Annotated in this window: 9 protein-coding genes; 3 read left to right on the top strand and 6 right to left on the bottom strand. The window is 72.4% G+C overall.

What is annotated here, in order from left to right:
- The first annotated feature begins 37 nt into the window (after nucleotides 1-37).
- Both AB0L95_RS04665 and AB0L95_RS04660 read left to right on the top strand, forming a co-directional pair.
- Entirely contained in the window at nucleotides 38-2113 is a 2076-nt protein-coding gene (locus tag AB0L95_RS04665) for an ABC transporter ATP-binding protein (protein ID WP_365156886.1), read from the top strand.
- 120 nt (nucleotides 2114-2233) lie between these two features.
- Nucleotides 2234-3187, top strand: a complete 954-nt coding sequence (locus AB0L95_RS04660) for an EamA family transporter (RefSeq protein ID WP_365156883.1) — start codon at nucleotides 2234-2236, stop codon at nucleotides 3185-3187.
- A gap of 106 nt (nucleotides 3188-3293) precedes the next feature.
- On the opposite strand, the gene AB0L95_RS04655 is transcribed toward AB0L95_RS04660, so the two are convergent.
- From AB0L95_RS04655 to AB0L95_RS04635, 5 genes are all read right to left on the bottom strand, one after another.
- Nucleotides 3294-5669 carry an MFS transporter gene (locus AB0L95_RS04655; RefSeq protein ID WP_365157736.1) on the bottom strand — a complete coding sequence of 792 codons (2376 nt, stop codon included), beginning with the start codon at nucleotides 5667-5669 and terminating at the stop codon, nucleotides 3294-3296.
- Nucleotides 5670-5912: 243 nt separating this feature from the next.
- Entirely contained in the window at nucleotides 5913-7037 is a 1125-nt protein-coding gene (locus AB0L95_RS04650; RefSeq protein ID WP_365156880.1) for a peptidoglycan bridge formation glycyltransferase FemA/FemB family protein, read from the bottom strand.
- Between the two features lie 128 nt (nucleotides 7038-7165).
- Nucleotides 7166-9928 carry an FAD-linked oxidase C-terminal domain-containing protein gene (locus AB0L95_RS04645; protein WP_365157733.1) on the bottom strand — a complete coding sequence of 921 codons (2763 nt, stop codon included), beginning with the start codon at nucleotides 9926-9928 and terminating at the stop codon, nucleotides 7166-7168.
- A gap of 175 nt (nucleotides 9929-10103) precedes the next feature.
- Nucleotides 10104-10841 (bottom strand): hypothetical protein, encoded by a 738-nt coding sequence (locus tag AB0L95_RS04640; RefSeq protein ID WP_365156877.1) that lies wholly within the window; start codon nucleotides 10839-10841, stop codon nucleotides 10104-10106.
- The gene (locus AB0L95_RS04635) at nucleotides 10838-12220 is read right to left on the bottom strand and encodes a right-handed parallel beta-helix repeat-containing protein (protein ID WP_365156874.1); all 1383 of its coding nucleotides are present in this window, start codon (nucleotides 12218-12220) and stop codon (nucleotides 10838-10840) included. Before AB0L95_RS04635 ends, AB0L95_RS04640 begins: the two co-directional genes overlap by 4 nt.
- 53 nt (nucleotides 12221-12273) lie before the next feature.
- Here AB0L95_RS04635 and AB0L95_RS04630 point away from each other — a divergent pair, with 53 nt between their 5' ends.
- Entirely contained in the window at nucleotides 12274-13548 is a 1275-nt protein-coding gene (locus AB0L95_RS04630; protein ID WP_365156872.1) for a Dyp-type peroxidase, read from the top strand.
- A 75-nt stretch (nucleotides 13549-13623) separates the two neighbouring features.
- Here AB0L95_RS04630 and AB0L95_RS04625 read toward each other — a convergent pair whose 3' ends face one another.
- Entirely contained in the window at nucleotides 13624-15813 is a 2190-nt protein-coding gene (locus tag AB0L95_RS04625) for an SdrD B-like domain-containing protein (protein ID WP_365156869.1), read from the bottom strand.
- Nucleotides 15814-16167: the final 354 nt, after the last annotated feature.

Below are 16167 nucleotides of genomic sequence, written 5' to 3'. Positions count from 1 at the left end.
CAGGGGCGGCCAATGCGGATGACAGAGCCTGGTGGACATGACCGGTACGGATCAGTACGAGCACGCGTACACGGACGACGACGAGTACGACCGGACCCCCGCCATCCCCGCGCGTACCGCCTTCCGGCGCTTCTGGCCCCTCACCAAGGGGCTGCGGGGCTGGCTGGTGGCCGTCTGGGTGTGCACGGTGCTGTCCGCGCTCGCCGAGACCGAGGCCGTCCTGCTGTTCAGCGACCTCACCGACCACGCCCTGAAGAACGGCTCGTTGAGCGCGTTCTGGGACCCGGCCGCCAAGTGGCTGGGGATCGCGGTGGTCGGCGCGATCGTGGCGTACGCCGGCAACTCGCTGGCCGCCTGGACCACCGAACGCTTTGTGATGCGGCTGCGCGAGCATGTCTTCGACCACGTACAGCAGTTGCCGCCGCACTTCTTCCAACGGCACCGGCAGGGCGACCTGCTGTCCCGGCTGACCAGTGACGTCGAGGCGATCGAGACGATGGTCGTCTCCGGTCTCGTCGGCGCGGCGTCGGCGGCGTTCAGCGCGCTCTTCTACGCGGCCGCCGCGTTCTGGCTGCGCTGGGACCTGGCCGCGGCCACCTTCGTCCTCGCGCCCCTGTTCTGGCTGGCGGCCCGCCGCTTCTCCGGCTCCATCAAGGACGTCTCCCGTGAGGGCCGGGTCGCCGACGGCGCGATCACCTCCGTGGTGGAGGAGTCGCTCGGCAACATCGTCCTGACCCAGGCCTACGACCGCAGGGACGCCGAGCGCAGGCGGTTGCGTGAGGAGGCGAACGCCTGGTTCCGCGCCTCGGTCCGCTCGACGCGGCTCAACGAGGCGTACGAGCAGCTCGTGCAGGTCATCGAGACGGTATGCGTGCTCGCGGTGATCGGCATCGGCGCCTGGGAGATCTCCACCGGCCGTATGACCCTCGGCCAGCTCCTCGCCTTCGCCGCCTTCCTCGGCTATCTCTACCCGCCCGTCCGCGGCCTCGCCCAGCTCGGACTGACGGTCACGGCGGCCACGGCGGGCGCCGAGCGGCTGATCGAGATCCTGGATGTACGGCCCTCGGTGGCCGACCCGGCGCCCTCCCCGAACACCGCGGTCGGCCGGCCCGACGGCGCCGTGGAGGTACGGGAGCTGTCCTTCCGCTACCCCGGTACGGACAAGGCGGCCCTGGACGGACTGTCCTTCGCCGTCCGGCCCGGTGAGCTGGTGATCGTCACCGGGCCGAGCGGCGCCGGCAAGTCCACCGTCTCCAAGATGCTGCTGCGTTTCTACGACCCCGACTCCGGCACGGTCCTGCTCGACGGAACCCCGGTCCGCGACTTCCCGTTGGCCCGGCTGCGCGAGTACGTCACGCTGCTGCCGCAGGAGACCCTCGTGCTGCACGACACCGTCCGCGCGAACATCGCCTGCGGGCGACCCGGCGCGAGCGAGGGGGCGATCGTCGAGGCGGCGCGGGCGGCGGACGCGCACGACTTCGTCGTGAAGCTGCCGGAGGGCTACGACACCAGGATCGACCCCAACTCGGCACGGCTGTCCGGCGGCCAGCTCCAGCGTCTGGCGATCGCGCGCGCCATCCTGCGCGACGCGCCGGTCCTCGTCCTGGACGAGCCGACGACCGGTCTGGACGCGATGGCCGCCCGCCGGGTCGTCAGACCGCTGCGGCGCCTGATGACCGGCCGGACCACGATCATGATCACGCACGATCTGAATCTGGCGCCGGACGCCGACCGCATCCTCGTCGTCGACCAGGGCCGGATCGTCGAGACGGGCCGGCACGAGGAGCTGCTCGCCCGCGGCGGGGCCTACTCCCGGCTGCACCGGTCGCAGAACAACGCGCTGATGGACACGGGAGAGCTGCGGCTGCCGCTGTTCACCGAGCCGGTGGGGGCGGCACCCCCGGCGGGGCCGGTGGGGTACGCAGGGGCGGAGGGATACCCGGCCGGCGGCTGGGCGGCCCAGTGGTACCGGGGCTTCGGTGGTGTCACGGCGGGCCCGGAGGGGGGCGTGCCCCCGGAGTCGTACACCTGGGCGCCCCATCCCCAGGGTCACCCCTTCCCTGACGGGCTCCAGGACGGATTCCGGGAAGGGTGGCACGGGCAGGAGGGCTGAGCCCGCCCGGTCCTCCCGGGACAGGGTCGTCCAGGGTTCACACACCTGACCGAGTCCACTACTCTGGACTCCTGAGTGCAGCACGCTGCACAGATCGCGTCGAGTCCCCTGGAAGGCCCCGTGAACCCCGCCAGCGCCGCCCCCTCCTCCCCGGTCCCGGCCGCGACCGCACCGGACCGCGTGCCGTCGGCGTCCGGCGGGCCGGGCGGTCGCGGCTCCCTCGGGCCGGTGGGGCTGGTGCTCGCCGGAGGCATCTCCGTGCAGTTCGGCGGGGCGCTCGCGGTGACCCTGATGCCGCGGGCCGGCGCGCTCGGCGTGGTCAGCCTGCGGCTAGTCGTGGCGGCCCTCGTCCTGCTGGTGGTCTGCCGGCCCCGGCTGCGCGGGCACTCGCGTGCCGACTGGGGCACGGTGGTGGTCTTCGGCATCACCATGGCCGCGATGAACGGCCTCTTCTACCAGGCGGTGGACCGCATCCCGCTGGGCCTCGCGGTGACCATGGAGGTCCTCGGCCCGCTGGCCCTGTCCGTGCTCGCCTCCCGCCGCGCGGTGAACCTTCTCTGGGCGGGCCTCGCCCTGGCCGGCGTCTTCCTGCTGGGCGGCGGCGGTTTCGGCGCACTGAACGCGGCGGGGGTCGGGTTCGCCCTCGGGGCGGGCGCGATGTGGGCGGCGTACATCGTCTTCAGCGCCCGTACCGGACGGCGTTTCCCCCAGGCCGACGGACTGGCGCTGGCGATGGGGGTCGCCGCGGTGCTGTTCGTGCCGCTGGGGATCGCCGAGTCGGGCACGAAACTGCTCGTACCGGCAACCCTCGGGCTGGGTGCGGGCGTGGCGATGCTCTCCTCGGTGCTGCCCTACACCCTGGAACTGCTCGCCCTGCGCCGGCTGCCCGCCTCCACCTTCGCGATCCTGATGAGCCTGGAGCCGGCGATCGCGGCGACCGCCGGTTTCCTGGTCCTCGGCCAGTCCCTGACCGCGCCCCAGGCGGCGGCGATCGCCCTGGTCATCGCGGCGAGCATGGGTGCGGTCCGTACCCAGACCCGCCGCGCCGCACCTCCGGCCGAGCCGGCCGCCTGACGAGGGCTGCCGGGTCTCGTGGATCACTCCGCGAGCCGGTCTCGGCGGCTGATGTCCAGCCGGGAGATCCGCCGTGGAGTTCGCCGGCCGGTCCGTCTGCCGTCTGTCACTGGTCCGGGTGGGCCAGCTCCATGTCGTGACCGCTTCGCCCGGGGCCGTCCAGGGACAGCGAGGTGGCCGCGGGCGCGTATCCGCTGGCGGTCAGTGTGTACTCGCCGCTGTCCAGGTCGGTGAAGGCGTACGAGCCGTCGTCGTCGGTGATCGCCGTGCCTGCGACATTGCCCGCAGCGTCCACCAGCGTGACCCGCGCGTCGGGCAGCGGCCGACGGCCGGCCCCCGCCCTGACCGTGCCCCGCAGTACGGCACCGCGGCTCAGGTCGACTTCGAGGCGGGTCACGTGCTCACCCACCTCCACCGGCAGCGCCACCGGCCGGTAGGCAGCGGCGCTGACCGCCACGGTGAAGGCGCCCGCGGTCAATTCGTTGAAGGTGAAGGCGCCCGACTCCCCCGTCGTGTCCGCGACCAGCACCTCGCCGCGGACATCAGTGACGACGACCATGGCTTCGGCCACCGGCTTCCCGTCGGCCGCGTCGCGCACCACTCCTGTCAGTCCGCCGGCACCCGACAGGACCACGTCGTAGCCGAGCGGTTCCTCCCCCACGACCACGGTGGACGCCTGCGGCTGACGCCCGTCGGCCGCCGTGATCAGCACGTAGCTACCACCCGCCGGCGCGGTCAGTGCGTATCCGCCGTCCGGGCCCACATGCGCGCGGCCCAGCTGTGTCCCCTGCAACGAGATCAGGGTCAACGTGGCCGCTGCGACCGCGGTGCCCGTGCCGTCGCGCACGAATCCGTGAACGACCGTGCCGGTCATGCCGTCCAGGGGAGTCTCCCGGCCGGACGAACCCGAGAGCGCTGCGGTGTACCCGGTGGCCGGCCGGCCGAAAGCGGCGGTGCCCGCACGCACGAGCTGCGGCTCAGGTTCCGGTTCCCGGACCGTGGCCTGGGTGTTCCCTGCCGCGACGGGCGAGGCGGCCGGCTGTCCCGGCCGGTTGCGGATGAGGACGACAGCTGCCGCGCCGCCTGCCAGGATCGCCGCACCCGGGATCAGCACAGCCAGGTGCAGTGCCCCGGAGAACGCCCCGCCGACGGCTGCGGTGATCGTTTCCCGCAGAGCGCGGGAGGCTTTGGACGCGGGCGCCCCGCTGCTGACGGCGGCGGTCAGCTTCTCGGCGACGGACGGCCGCAGACCCCGGCTCGTCAACTGGTCAGGCAGTCGGGACGTCAGCCCGCTGGTGAGGATCGTCCCGGTGACGGTCGCCCCCAGTGTGCCGCCGACCTGGCGGAACAGGTTGACGGTCCCACTGGCCATGCCACCGTCGGCGTGCGGCACGCTGATCACCGACACCGCGGTGACCGGAGGAAGGATCAGCCCTGCCCCGGCCCCGAACATCGCCATCAGGATCCCGACGGTCGCCAAGGACGTCGACGGGTCCTGGTTGATCATCAGCAGATTTCCGGCCGCGGCGAGCAGCGCACCGATCCCCAGCGTCGCCTTGAAGCCGATCGCACGTGCGAGCGGAGCGGCCACGAAGCTGAAGATCACGTAAGCCAGCATCAGCGGCAGCAGCAGGAGACCCGACCTGAGGATCGACTCGTGCCGGACCCGCTCGAGGTAGAGCACCTGGGTGAACGCCGTGGCCACAAAACCGTACTGCGCGATCAGCGCGACCACGTTGGCCGTGGCGAACGACGGAATACGGAACAGCCGCAGCTTCAGCATCGGTGTGCGCGTACGCGCCTCGACCAGGATGAGCGCCACCAGCGCCAGCGCGGCCACGACGAACGCCCAGACGGCCCGGGCCGACCCGAAGCCCGAGTGGCCGCCGTCGATGACGCCGTAGTTGAGAGCGCCGATGGCTGCCACCCCGAGCACCAGGCCCGGTGGATCGAGATGGCGGCCGGGGTGCCGGCTTTCGGCGACGAAGCGGGGGGTGAGGAGCAGCACGACGGCCGCCAGGACCACATTGACGAGGAACACCGCGTGCCAGGAGTAACGCTCAAGGATCACTCCGGCGGCGATCGGGCCGACTCCCAGGCCGATGCCGGAGACCGCGGCCCAGATGCCGACCGCCCTGGTCCGCTCGTGCGCGTCGGTGAACAGGTGGGTGACGATCGACAGGCTGTTGGGAAGGACCGCCGCCCCGCCCAGACCCATGATCGCCTCTCCGGCGAGGACACCGGTCGAACCCGACGACAGGGAGACGGTCAGGCTTCCTCCACCCAGCAGGAACGCGCCGAGGGCGAAAATCCGACGGCGTCCCACGATGTCGCCGACCGTCCCGGCGGACAGAACGAAGCTGGCGACCATCACGGAATAGAGGCTGGCCATCCAGACCAGGGTCGAGCTGGGGACGTGCAGGTCCTGCTGGATCGGCGTCAGGATCGCTGTCGTCTGCGTGATGTTCACGAACATCACCATTTGCCCGAGGCAGGCGACGAGAAGTCCGATCCACCGCCGTCGCGCCCGCTGGGTGTCGGCAATCGCCCGGGCGGCAGGCGCCTCAGCGGCGTGGCTCGCCATGACAGTCCTCTCCAGGTTAGTCCAGATTTCAAACTTACACGCCGACCAACCTAGCAATCTGAGTGTCAAAAGCAAACTCAGTCGAACGGGGGGATGCCGTGGGAGGGGCGGACACCGGCACGACCGGTCCCACCGGCGGCCTCACCGGCGGGACATGTACAGGTTCAGCGCCTTGTGCAGCAGGCGGTTGAGGGGGAAGTCCCACTCGCCCAGATACTCCGTCGCGTGGCCGCCCGTGCCGACCTTGAAGCGGAGCAGGCCGAGGAGGTGGTCGGTGTCCTCCACGGTGTCGGAGATGCCACGCAGGTCGTAGACCGAGGCGCCGAGCGCGTGGGCGTCGCTCAGCATCCGCCACTGGATCGCGTTGCTCGGCTGCACCTCGCGTCTGCGGCCGGTGGAGGCGCCGTAGGAGTACCAGACGTGGGTGCCGACCGTCAGCATCGTCGCGGCGGCCAGCACCTCCCCGTCGTGATGGGCGAGATAGAGCCGCATACGGTCGGGGTGTTCCGCCGTCAGCGCGGTCCACATCCGCTGGAAGTACGGCAGCGGGCGCGGCACGAAACGGTCGCGCTCGGCGGTCTCCGTGTAGAGGGCGTAGAAGGCCGGCAGATCGTCGTAGCCGCCCTGGACCACCTTCACGCCCGCCTTCTCGGCCTTCTTCACATTGCGCCGCCACTGCTGGTTGAGGCCGTGGTGGAGGTCGTCCAGCGTCCGTCCGGCGAGCGGCACCTGGAAGACGTACCGGGGCTGTCCGGCCGCGAAGCCGTCCTCTCCGCCCGGTTCCGTCTGCCGCCAGCCCATGCGGCGCAGCCGGTCCGCCAGCTCCGCGGCGCCCGGTTCCTCCTCCGTCGCGGGCACGTCCCGCAGCCGCCGCGCCCCCGGGTCCGCGATCGCCGCCTTGACCGCGTCCGCGCTCCAGCGGCGTACGACCACGGGCGGCCCCATCCTCACCGAGAAGGCGCCGCGGCCCTTGAGATACGCGAGCAGCGGCTCCAGCCACCGGTCCAGGTCCGGCGCGTGCCAGTCGATGAGCGGGCCCTCCGGCAGATACGCCAGATGCCGCCTGAGCCCGGGCAGCGGGCGCAGCAGGACCAGGCCCGCCCCGGCCGGCCGGCCGCCGTCCCCCTCGAACCAGCCGAGGCTCTCCGCCCGCCAGTCCGGCTTCACCTCGCCCCAGGACGGCACCTGCAGATGGCTGGCCGACGGGCGCGCGGTGACGAAGGCCAGGTGTTCTTCGCGGGAGATCGGGCGGACGCGGAGGGTCATGCGAGGCTCCTCGGTGGGACACGGTGACACCGGTCCGAGCAGGTGCACGGACCCGCCCCTCGATCCTCCCGGAGACCCGCCGGGCCTTCATCCCGGCCAGGGGGATTTCACTGCGCTGGGCTCATCCCCTACGGCCGGTCCAGGCCGTCCGCCAGGACCTCCGCCAGGTGCCGCGCCCTGCGGCCCGCCAACTGGGCCAGCTGGGTGCGGCAGGAGAAGCCGTCGGCGAGGACGACCGCGTCCTCAGGTGCCGACCGCACCGACGGGAGCAGTTGCTCCTCCGCGCAGGCCGTCGAGACCTCGTAGTGGCCCCGCGTGAAGCCGAAGTCGCCGGCCAGTCCGCAGCAGCCGCCGCTCAGCTCCCCCGTCAGGCCGGCCGCCGCGCGCAGCCGGCGGTCGGCCGCGTCGCCCAGGACGGCGTGCTGGTGGCAGTGGGTCTGGCCGACCACCGGGCCGTCCAGCGACGGGGGTGTCCAGTCCGGGGCGTAGCGTTCCAGGGCTTCCGCGAACGTCACCACCGCCGCCGACAGCCGGGCGGCGCGCGGGTCGTCGTGCAGCAGTTCCGGCAGGTCCGTGCGGAGGGCGGCCGCGCAGCTCGGTTCGAGGACGACCACCGGGAGGCCGGCCGCCAGGACCGGTCCCATCAGGTCGAGGGTGCGGCGCAGCACGGCGCGGGCGCGGTCGAGCTGGCCCGTGGAGACGTAGGTCAGGCCGCAGCAGACCCGGCCGTGGGACGCGGGCAGCGGCGCGCGCCGTGCCCGCACCGTCGGCGGCGGGAGCACTCGTAGGCCCGCCGCCTCCAGCACCCGTACGGCCGCCCTGCCGACGGACGGGGACAGATGCTCGGTGAAGGTGTCCGGCCACAGGACGACCCGGTCGCCGGGGGGCGTCCCGGTGCCCGCCCGGTGCCGTCGCGCCGTCTCTCGCCGCCACCACCGGCTGAACGTCTCCCGTGCCAGCCGCGGCAGCCCCCGTTCGGGCGCGATCCCGGCGAGCCGCTTGGCGAGCGCGGCGGCCGGGGCCAGGGACGCGAGCGCGTTGACCACCGGGGCCGTGTGGGTGCGGGCGACGGCCCTCAGCCACACCGGCAGCCACCCCATCGCGTAGTGCGCGGCCGGTCTGCGCCGTCCCGCGTAGTGGTGGTGCAGGAACTCCGCCTTGTAGGTGGCCATGTCGACGCCGACGGGGCAGTCCGTGCGGCAGCCCTTGCAGGACAGACACAGGTCCAGGGCGTCCCGTACCTCCGTCGACCGCCAGCCGTCGGTGATCACCTCGCCCGCCAGCATCTCGTGCAGCAGCCGGGCCCGTCCGCGGGTGGAGTGCTCCTCCTCGCCGGTCGCCCGGAACGAGGGGCACATCACGCCCGCGCCGGACACGGTCGTCGTGCGGCACTTGGCGACGCCCACACAGCGCCGGACCGCGGCCGAGAAGTCGCCGCCGTCCGCGGGGTAGCCGAAGGAGACGTCCACCGGTTCGCGGGGCAGCACCGCGAACCGCAGGTCGGCGTCCAGCGGGGCCGGGCGGACCAGCATCCCGGGGTTGAGCAGGTCGTCCGGGTCCCAGACGCCCTTCGCCCGCTCGAACAGGGCGACCAGGTCCGGTCCGTACATCGTGGGCAGCAGTTCCGCCCGGGCCTGCCCGTCGCCGTGCTCCCCGGAGAGCGAGCCGCCGTGGGCGACGACCAGGGCGGCGACCTCCTCGGAGAAGCGGCGGAAGCGGGCGACGCCCGCCGGGGACAGCAGGTCGAAGTCGATGCGGACATGGATGCAGCCGTCCCCGAAGTGCCCGTACGGCACCCCGTGCAAGCCGTGTTCGGCCAGCAGGCGGCGGAAGTCCCGGAGGTAGTCCCCGAGGCGGGCCGGGGGCACCGCGCAGTCCTCCCAGCCCGGCCAGGCCTCCCGGCCGTCCGGTGTGCGGGTCGCCGTCCCGCTCGCGTCCTCGCGCAGCCGCCACAGCGCACGCTGTCCGGCCGGTTCGGTGATCACCAGGGCGTCCGTGACGTCCGCCACCCGGACGATCGCCTCCGCACGCGCGCGTGCCTCCGCCTCGCTCGCGCCGCCCGTCTCCACGAACAGCCAGGCGCCGCCGCGCGGCAGCCCCGCCGGGGCCGGCAGCAGGTCGGCGGCCATGCCCTCCACGGTCAGCGGGCCCCAGGGGAGCAGTCCGGCCGCCGCCTGGGCCGCCGCGCTCTCGTCCGCGTACCCCAGGACGGCGAGAGCCTGTGCGCGCGGCGCCTCCACGAGGTCCACGACCGCCTCCGTCAGCACGCCCAGAGTTCCCTCGGAGCCGCAGAAGGAGCGGGCCACGTCCCTGCCGTTCTCGGGGAGCAGCGCGTCCAGCGCGTACCCGGAGATACGGCGGGGCAGGGCAGGGTAGCCGGTGCGCAGCAGCGCCGACTCGCTCCCGGCGAGGGCGAGCAGGCCCTCGGGGGCGCCCTTTCCGTCGCGGCCCAGGGTGAGTGCCTCGCCCCGCGCGGTGAGCACCGACAGCTCGCGCACGTTGTCCGCCGTGGTGCCCCAGGCCACGGAGTGGGAGCCGCACGCGTTGTTGCCGATCATGCCGCCGAGGGTGCAGCGGGAGTGGGTGGAGGGGTCCGGGCCGAAGCGCAGCCCGTGCGGGGCGGCGGCCTCCTGGAGCCGGTCGAGGACGAGGCCGGGCCGGACCACCGCCGTGCGTGCCCCGGGGTCCAGGGCCACGATCCCGTTCATGAACCGGGTGAAGTCCAGCACCACGCCCGTGCCCGTGGCCTGCCCGGCGATCGACGTGCCGCCGCCGCGGGCGACGACCGGCACCGCGTGTCGCCGGCACACGGCGAGCACGGCCGCCACGTCGTCGGCGTCCCGGGGGGCGACCACGCCGAGCGGCACCCGCCGGTAGTTGGAGGCGTCCATGGTGTGCAGGGCCCGGGCCGTCGTACGGAAGTCGACGGCGCCGTGCACCGCGGCGCTCAGCTCCGCGAGCAGCGCGCCGATGTCCGCGCCGGTGGCCTGCCGGCGTTCCTCGGGATCCCTCATGCTCCCCAGGATGCCTCTGACCCACCGGAGGACCGATGAGTGTGGTGGGACGTCACACGGAGAACGTCGCGACCAGCCACTCGGTGCCGCCGCCCAGCCGTGCCGAGAAGCGGCAGAGTCGGCCGTCCGCGCCGATCCAGTAGCGGGTACGGCCCGGGGCGGTGCGGGACGTCTCTGGAGCGGCCCCTCGGGGCGCGGTGGCGGACGGGCCGGCGAACACCGTGACCGGGACTCCCGCCACTTCCTCGTGACCGAGGCGGCGGGCGCCGCTGTGGAGCAGCAGTTGGGCGTTGTCGGGGCGGTCGGCAGCCAGGTCGAGCAGCAGAAGCAGCGTGGTGTCGATGGCGGACGCCCGGGCCGTGAGCGCTCGTTGGGTCCAGCCGTCGCGGGGTGGGTGTGGGGGGAGACGACCCGTCCAGTTCTGCCGCATGGAGACGGTGGAGCGGTCCCAACGCAGGAGGTGACGTCCGTGTTCGAGGACGCCGCCGGTGCCCTGGAGGACGGCGAGTCCGGCCCCGTGGCGCCAGTCGAGGCGGCCGGTGAGGCGGGCGTGGTGTCCCTGGACGGGGATGTCGGCTGTGACCTGGGCGGTGCCGCGCCGGTAGTTGGCGAACCGGGTGAGGGCGAGCAGTTCGGCCTGCGGTGCGGTCAGGGCGGGGGCGGTGGGGGCGGAGAGCGGGACGGGCAGCTTGTCCTGGGTACAGGCCGAGACACCGAGGAGAGCCAGGAGGGTCAGCGCGAAGCCGCGGACAGGAAGGCACGGCAGGGTGCGACGGCGTGGCGGCGTCATCGTGCGGTCGCACCTCGGCGGGGGCGCGGGGCGAGCAGGTCCGGGGCGGGGAGGGGTACGCGGTCGGGGTGTACGTCGCCGGGCAGGTGGAGGGCGGGGGTGGCGGGTGCGCTGCCGGCCCGCGGGAGCTGCGGCTGGGCGGGGGGCGGGATGACGTCGAGGAAGGCGATGCCGGCCGGTGGCGGGGCGGTACGGGTGCGGGGCGCCGCGCCGGAGGACCGGCGGTTTCCCCCGGGGCAGGGCGCGGTACGGGGGAGGTCTTCGGGAAGGGTGCGGTGCAGGGTGTTGCCGCGCAGGCAGTTGCCCTGACCGGGGGACCGGGCCGAGGCCTGGTAGGTGATGTCGAGCGCGTTGTCGGACAGGGTGTTGTCCTCCAGCCGGTTGCCCGAGGGAGGTACGTCCTCGTGGGAGGCGAGCACGATGCCGGCGCGTGAGTTGCCGCTGACGCGGTTGCGCAGGAACGCGTTGTGCTGCCCGCCGGCGATGCCGATGCCGATCCCGAAGCCGCCGTCCGCCTGCTCGGGGGTGTCGGGGGCGTTGTTGTCGGAGACCAGGTTGCCGGCGACCACACCTCCGGACTGAGGTACGAAGGCTTCCTGGTAGTCGGTGTCGACGGTCAGGCCGACCCGGTTGTGGGTGAACCGGTTGCGCAGCACCCAGACGGGTCCGCTGGCGTTGGTGCCCTCGTAGCCGATGGCGTTGTGGTCGGCGATGTTGTCCTGGACGAGTACGTGGCAGGGCTTGCACTGGCCCACGTAGAGACCGGAGTCGGCACTGCCGGAGGCGTAGTTGCGCTCGATCACGCCATGCCGGGCGTTGAACGCGTAGATGCCGTACAGGCCGTTGGCATGAGCGGTGACGTAGCGGACGCGGAAGCCGTCGAGGGGAGGGAAGCGGGCCGGGTCCAGGCGCTGGTAGCCGTCGCTGCCGCGGGCGAGTCCGCCGTCGGCGTCGCTCATACCGGTGACCAGAACGCCGTTGAGCAAGTGGTTGCGGACGGTCAGATTCTCCACCGAGACGCCCGAGGCGGTGACCACGATGCCGTTGGAGCGTCGGCCCTCGCCGTCGATGACGACGCGGTTGCGGTCGGTGCCCCGCAGCACCACGCGGTCGGTGCGTACCTGCACGCTCTCGTGGTACACGCCGGGCGAGACGAGCACCAGGTCGCCCGGGCGGGCCCGGACGAGTGCGGCGTTGATCGTCGCCGCCTGCGCCGGCACCCGGATGGTGGCGGGCCGGGCCGAACGGGCGGGGGTGTGGTCGTCCGCGGTGGTGGACGAGTCCGAGCAGCCGGCACAGAGGAACGCGGCGGCCAGCACGCCGCCCAGCGTCGCAGCGCGCCAACGGCTCCGTGCCCGGCGGGCGATGAGCGGCATCATGGGCGGTTTCTTCCGATCCGTGAGGACAGCAGGTGTTGGCTTAGAGTACTCGAATGACTACACAGCGTGCCCAGTTGGATGCACCAGGTGCGGGACAGCGGCTGTCGCGGCGCAGGGCACTGGTGAGGGGCACGGCGGCCATGACGGCTGCCGGGATCACCGGATACGCAGTCGGTGCGCGAGGCCGGCCGGCCGCTCCCCCGGACGGTGTGTCCCGGGCGGGGGCCTCCCGGACCGGGTCGGCCTCCGCGCCGGGGACCGTGGCCGCGTCCGCTCGGGGCGGTCGCCAGGCCGGGGTCGACCGCCCGGTGCAGCCCCAGCAGCATGCGGCCCTGTCGGTCCATGACCTGCCCGGAGCCGGACACCCGGACACGCCGGGCGGTGACTTCGTGCGCCGGAGCGGGAGGCTCGTCGCCGAATTGGGCACCCGTGTCCTCACGCTGACCACGCAGGGCGGCGACACGGCCTTGGGCGGACTCCCGCCGGGCGACCTGACCGTCACCGTGGGGGTGGGCCCACGTGTCGTGGCCGCCGTGGACAGCGACCTGCCAGGAGCCCGTGAACTGCCCGGATTCGCCCGGGAGGAGATGCCCGGCTCGGCCCGGGGCGGCGACCTGATGGTCCAGGTCTGTGCGTCCGACCCGCAGGTGGTGACACTGGCCGACGGCGCCCTGAGAGCCTGGCTCCAGGAGCACTCGGCGGCGCCGCGCTGGTCGCAGCACGGCTTCCGGCCGCCCCCTGCGGCACCCGCACATCCCGGACAGCGGGTGCCGGTACGCAATCTGCTGGGGTTCCTCGACGGCATCGTCGTACCGAGCACCGGACGGGAGTTGGACCAGGAGGTGTGGCTGCCGGCCCCGGCCCCGGTGCGGGGCGGCACCGTCGCGGTGGTGCGGCGCCTGCGGCTGGATGTGGCACGTTTCCTCGCCCAGGACCTCCCACAGCAGGAGCGGGCGATCGGGCGGCGCCGCGACGACGGGGCGCCCCTGAGCGGCGGCGGACCGGGCGCGCCCGTGGATCTCGGCGCGAAGTCCCCGCAGGGCCGGTATCTGGTCCCGGCCATGGCGCACGCCCGCCGTGCCAACCCCAACGGCACGGGCAGCGGACTGATGCTGCGGCGCGGCTACAGCTACGCCAACGGACCTGAGGACCGCGGGCTGCTGTTCATCTGCTTCCAGCGTGAACTGCGCACCTTCGTGGCAACGCAGCAGCGGCTGGACGACGGAGACGAACTGTCCTCCTTCGCCACGGCCACCGCCTCCGGCACCTTTCTCGTGCTGCCGGGATTCACCGGGACGCGTCCGCTCGGCGCCCCCCTGTTCTCCTGAGCCCGGAAGAGGCCCGGGGGATCCGGGCCGCCCGTACCGGCGCTGCCCGGATCCCCCGGCTGACGCGGGGAACTGTCAGGTGCCCGCCCACAATCCGGCGTCCAGGTCGTGGTTGACCGAGCCGGGAGGACCGGTCCTCACCTTCGCCACCGCGGTCGGGGCGTTCTCGTCGCCGCCGGTCGGCTCGGCGTCCGAGTTGGTCGCCGGGTCACGGCCCGTTGTGCGCGTCCACATCAGGTCGTCGGGTGAGTTGATGCCGCCGGGCAGGTTGCCGGTGTCGGCGGTGGACTTGTCGAACTCCACCGTGTAGTCGGTGTTCGGCAGGAGCCCGTCACGATGGTCGAAGTAGTACTCGCCCTTGGCGTTGGTCTTCTTTCTCGCGATGACCCGCCCGGCCGAGTCCTTGAGGGTGACGGTCACGTCCGGGATACCGAGGGTCTCGTCGTACCTTGCGTTCTGGGTGCCGCCGCCGTCGTCGAGCCAGACCCGGTTGCCGATCTGCACCGGCGGGTCGTCACACAGCAGTTCCAGGTCGCCCAGACCGTGAGCCTTGCCGAAGCCGCCGTCGGTGTCGTAGACGACCCCGAACCCGTCCTGCGTCGCGTCGCGGTGGCCCGTCGTCCGGTCGAACCACCCGATCCCGCCGGAGTTGATGGTGCGATACGGGTCCAGGACGGTGCTGGCGATCGTGTTCTGCTGGAGCGGGAGCGCGAGCGCGCCCTGCCCCGTCTCCCGATGGCCGGTCCCGGTGTACCAGGTGTCGCCGGTGAACCACTCGTTGCCGCCCTGGGGACGGGGGCAGTCGGTGCCGCCCTCCCAGTGGTAGGTGCCGTCGGACTTGCGGCAGACCTTGATGATGTCGCCGCCGGTGACGCTGCTCTCGATGCCTCCGCTGGGGTTGGCGTTGGGGATCACCAGCCCGGACTGGTCGCCGAACCGGTCGCGGAAGCCCAGGACCAGGCCGCCGTCGCGCTCGATCTCGATATCGCTGAGCATCGGCTGTGGGTAGGCCCGGAGCCCCGTGGGGAACTGGGCCAGGTTGTCCTGCGTCCACGGCTTCCAGTCGGCCGGCGTGGGATCCTCGGCCGGGTCGCGGGGGAAGTTCAGCGGTGCGTCGACGATGGGTGCCGCGCCGAACGTGGCAGTGACGGGGTCGTACGTCCACACCACCGCCCGCAGTTTGGTGGGGTCCTGCGTACTCTCCGCGGAGCAGACACCGCCCGCGTACACCACACCGTCGCGCACGCCCAGTCCCATCGGCCGCCAGTCGCCGCCAGGGGAACAGGCGGAATCCGGGATCTTGACCGGTGCGCGCTTGAAACCGCCGGCCGTGGCCTGCGTCGCGTCGTAGGTGTAGAGATTGCCGTCGTTCATGTTGACGACGTACAGCTCCGAGCCGTCCGAGGAGATCTCGATGTCGCCGAGGGACTCCTTGCCGGGCCGGTTGGCGAACGGGGCGTCCACCCGATTGCTCTGGTTGTGTCCGGTGGTGCCCGCGTTCGGCACCGTCGCGAACAGAGTGGTGGCGCCGGTGGTCCGGTCGGTCACGTAGATCGCGCCCTGGCCGCCGGGGCCGTACTCGGTGTGCCGCTTGGCGTAGGCCCCGGAGAAGAGCCGCTTGTCCTTCTTGCGGTAGGCCAGTCCGTAGAGAGCGCCGGTGTCCTGGACCGTGGCGATCGGCCTCGGGTTCGTGGTGTTGCCCTGGGTGTCACCGCGGGAGTTGTACGGGAAGGTGACCAGCGTCTTCTGGCCCGGCTTGGTCGCCGCCTGCTGGCAGACCGTGACCAGGGTGGGATTGTCCTGGCAGTAGTCGTCGGGATTCCACACGGCCATGTTGAGCGTGACGTCCTGGTCGTCCTCCATGTCCACGAAGTTGAGGTGGGAGGACAGCCCGGTGCCGGCGAACGCCGGATGGAGGAAGCCGGTACCGGTGGCCGGATCGTACTTGTTCGGCCAGTCGATCAGCTCGACCTTGTACTTCCCCCTGGAGCGCCGCCAGGTGTCGAAGTCGATGGTGATGGTCCCGTCGGGACCGACCGGGTAGGTCCGCGTCTCTCCTGAATGGTCGCTCGTGACGCGAATGGTCGCCCCGGCCAACGCGGTCTGGATCTGCGGGTTGAGGGTGCCCGCCGCGGCGAACTCCCTGAACACATTGACCGTCAGCTTGCCTTCGCCGGGCTGGGCGGAGGCCGGCATGGCGGGCGTCAGCAGGGCGCCGGCACAACTCAGCGCCAACACCGCCCGCCAGGCTGTTCGTCTGATCACGTCATTCCCATCTCTGCCTCGCAGTCGCCATGGAGTGGGGCTCCGAGCGCGTTTCGCTCGGAGCTCTGGTGATCGGTGGCCCTCAGCAGGAGAAGCGCAGGTCAGGTCTCGGGCGTCAGGCCCGTCATGAGCCCTGGTGAAGCGCGACCTCGGCACTGCGTCACCGCCACTCCGTAGCTCAGAGTAACAGGATGCATACGCACTGTGACCATACGTCGAACGGGTGACCCCTGGACATGAAGGCGAGGTCGGCACCTCGTTCCGTACGACCGCGCGACGACGGCACGGGGGACCACTCCTCCGCCCCTTCGCATTGACCGTCCGTTGGTGCAGAGTCAAACGGAATACGTCCAT

The organism is Streptomyces sp. NPDC052036, from assembly GCF_040680495.1.
Classification (GTDB): Bacteria; Actinomycetota; Actinomycetes; order Streptomycetales; family Streptomycetaceae; genus Streptomyces.
This window is presented reverse-complemented; position numbering and strand designations above follow the sequence as displayed.

What these genes read in the sequence shown, in the direction of transcription:
- AB0L95_RS04665 (WP_365156886.1), top strand. Translation starts at nt 38, where the DNA reads ATGACCGGTACGGATCAGTACGAGCACGCGTACACGGACGACGACGAG.
- AB0L95_RS04655 (WP_365157736.1), bottom strand. Translation starts at nt 5,669, where the DNA reads ATGGTGATGTTCGTGAACATCACGCAGACGACAGCGATCCTGACGCCG.
- AB0L95_RS04650 (WP_365156880.1), bottom strand. Translation starts at nt 7,037, where the DNA reads ATGACCCTCCGCGTCCGCCCGATCTCCCGCGAAGAACACCTGGCCTTC.
- AB0L95_RS04645 (WP_365157733.1), bottom strand. Translation starts at nt 9,928, where the DNA reads ATGGACGCCTCCAACTACCGGCGGGTGCCGCTCGGCGTGGTCGCCCCC.
- AB0L95_RS04640 (WP_365156877.1), bottom strand. Translation starts at nt 10,841, where the DNA reads ATGACGCCGCCACGCCGTCGCACCCTGCCGTGCCTTCCTGTCCGCGGC.
- AB0L95_RS04635 (WP_365156874.1), bottom strand. Translation starts at nt 12,220, where the DNA reads ATGATGCCGCTCATCGCCCGCCGGGCACGGAGCCGTTGGCGCGCTGCG.
- AB0L95_RS04630 (WP_365156872.1), top strand. Translation starts at nt 12,274, where the DNA reads ATGACTACACAGCGTGCCCAGTTGGATGCACCAGGTGCGGGACAGCGG.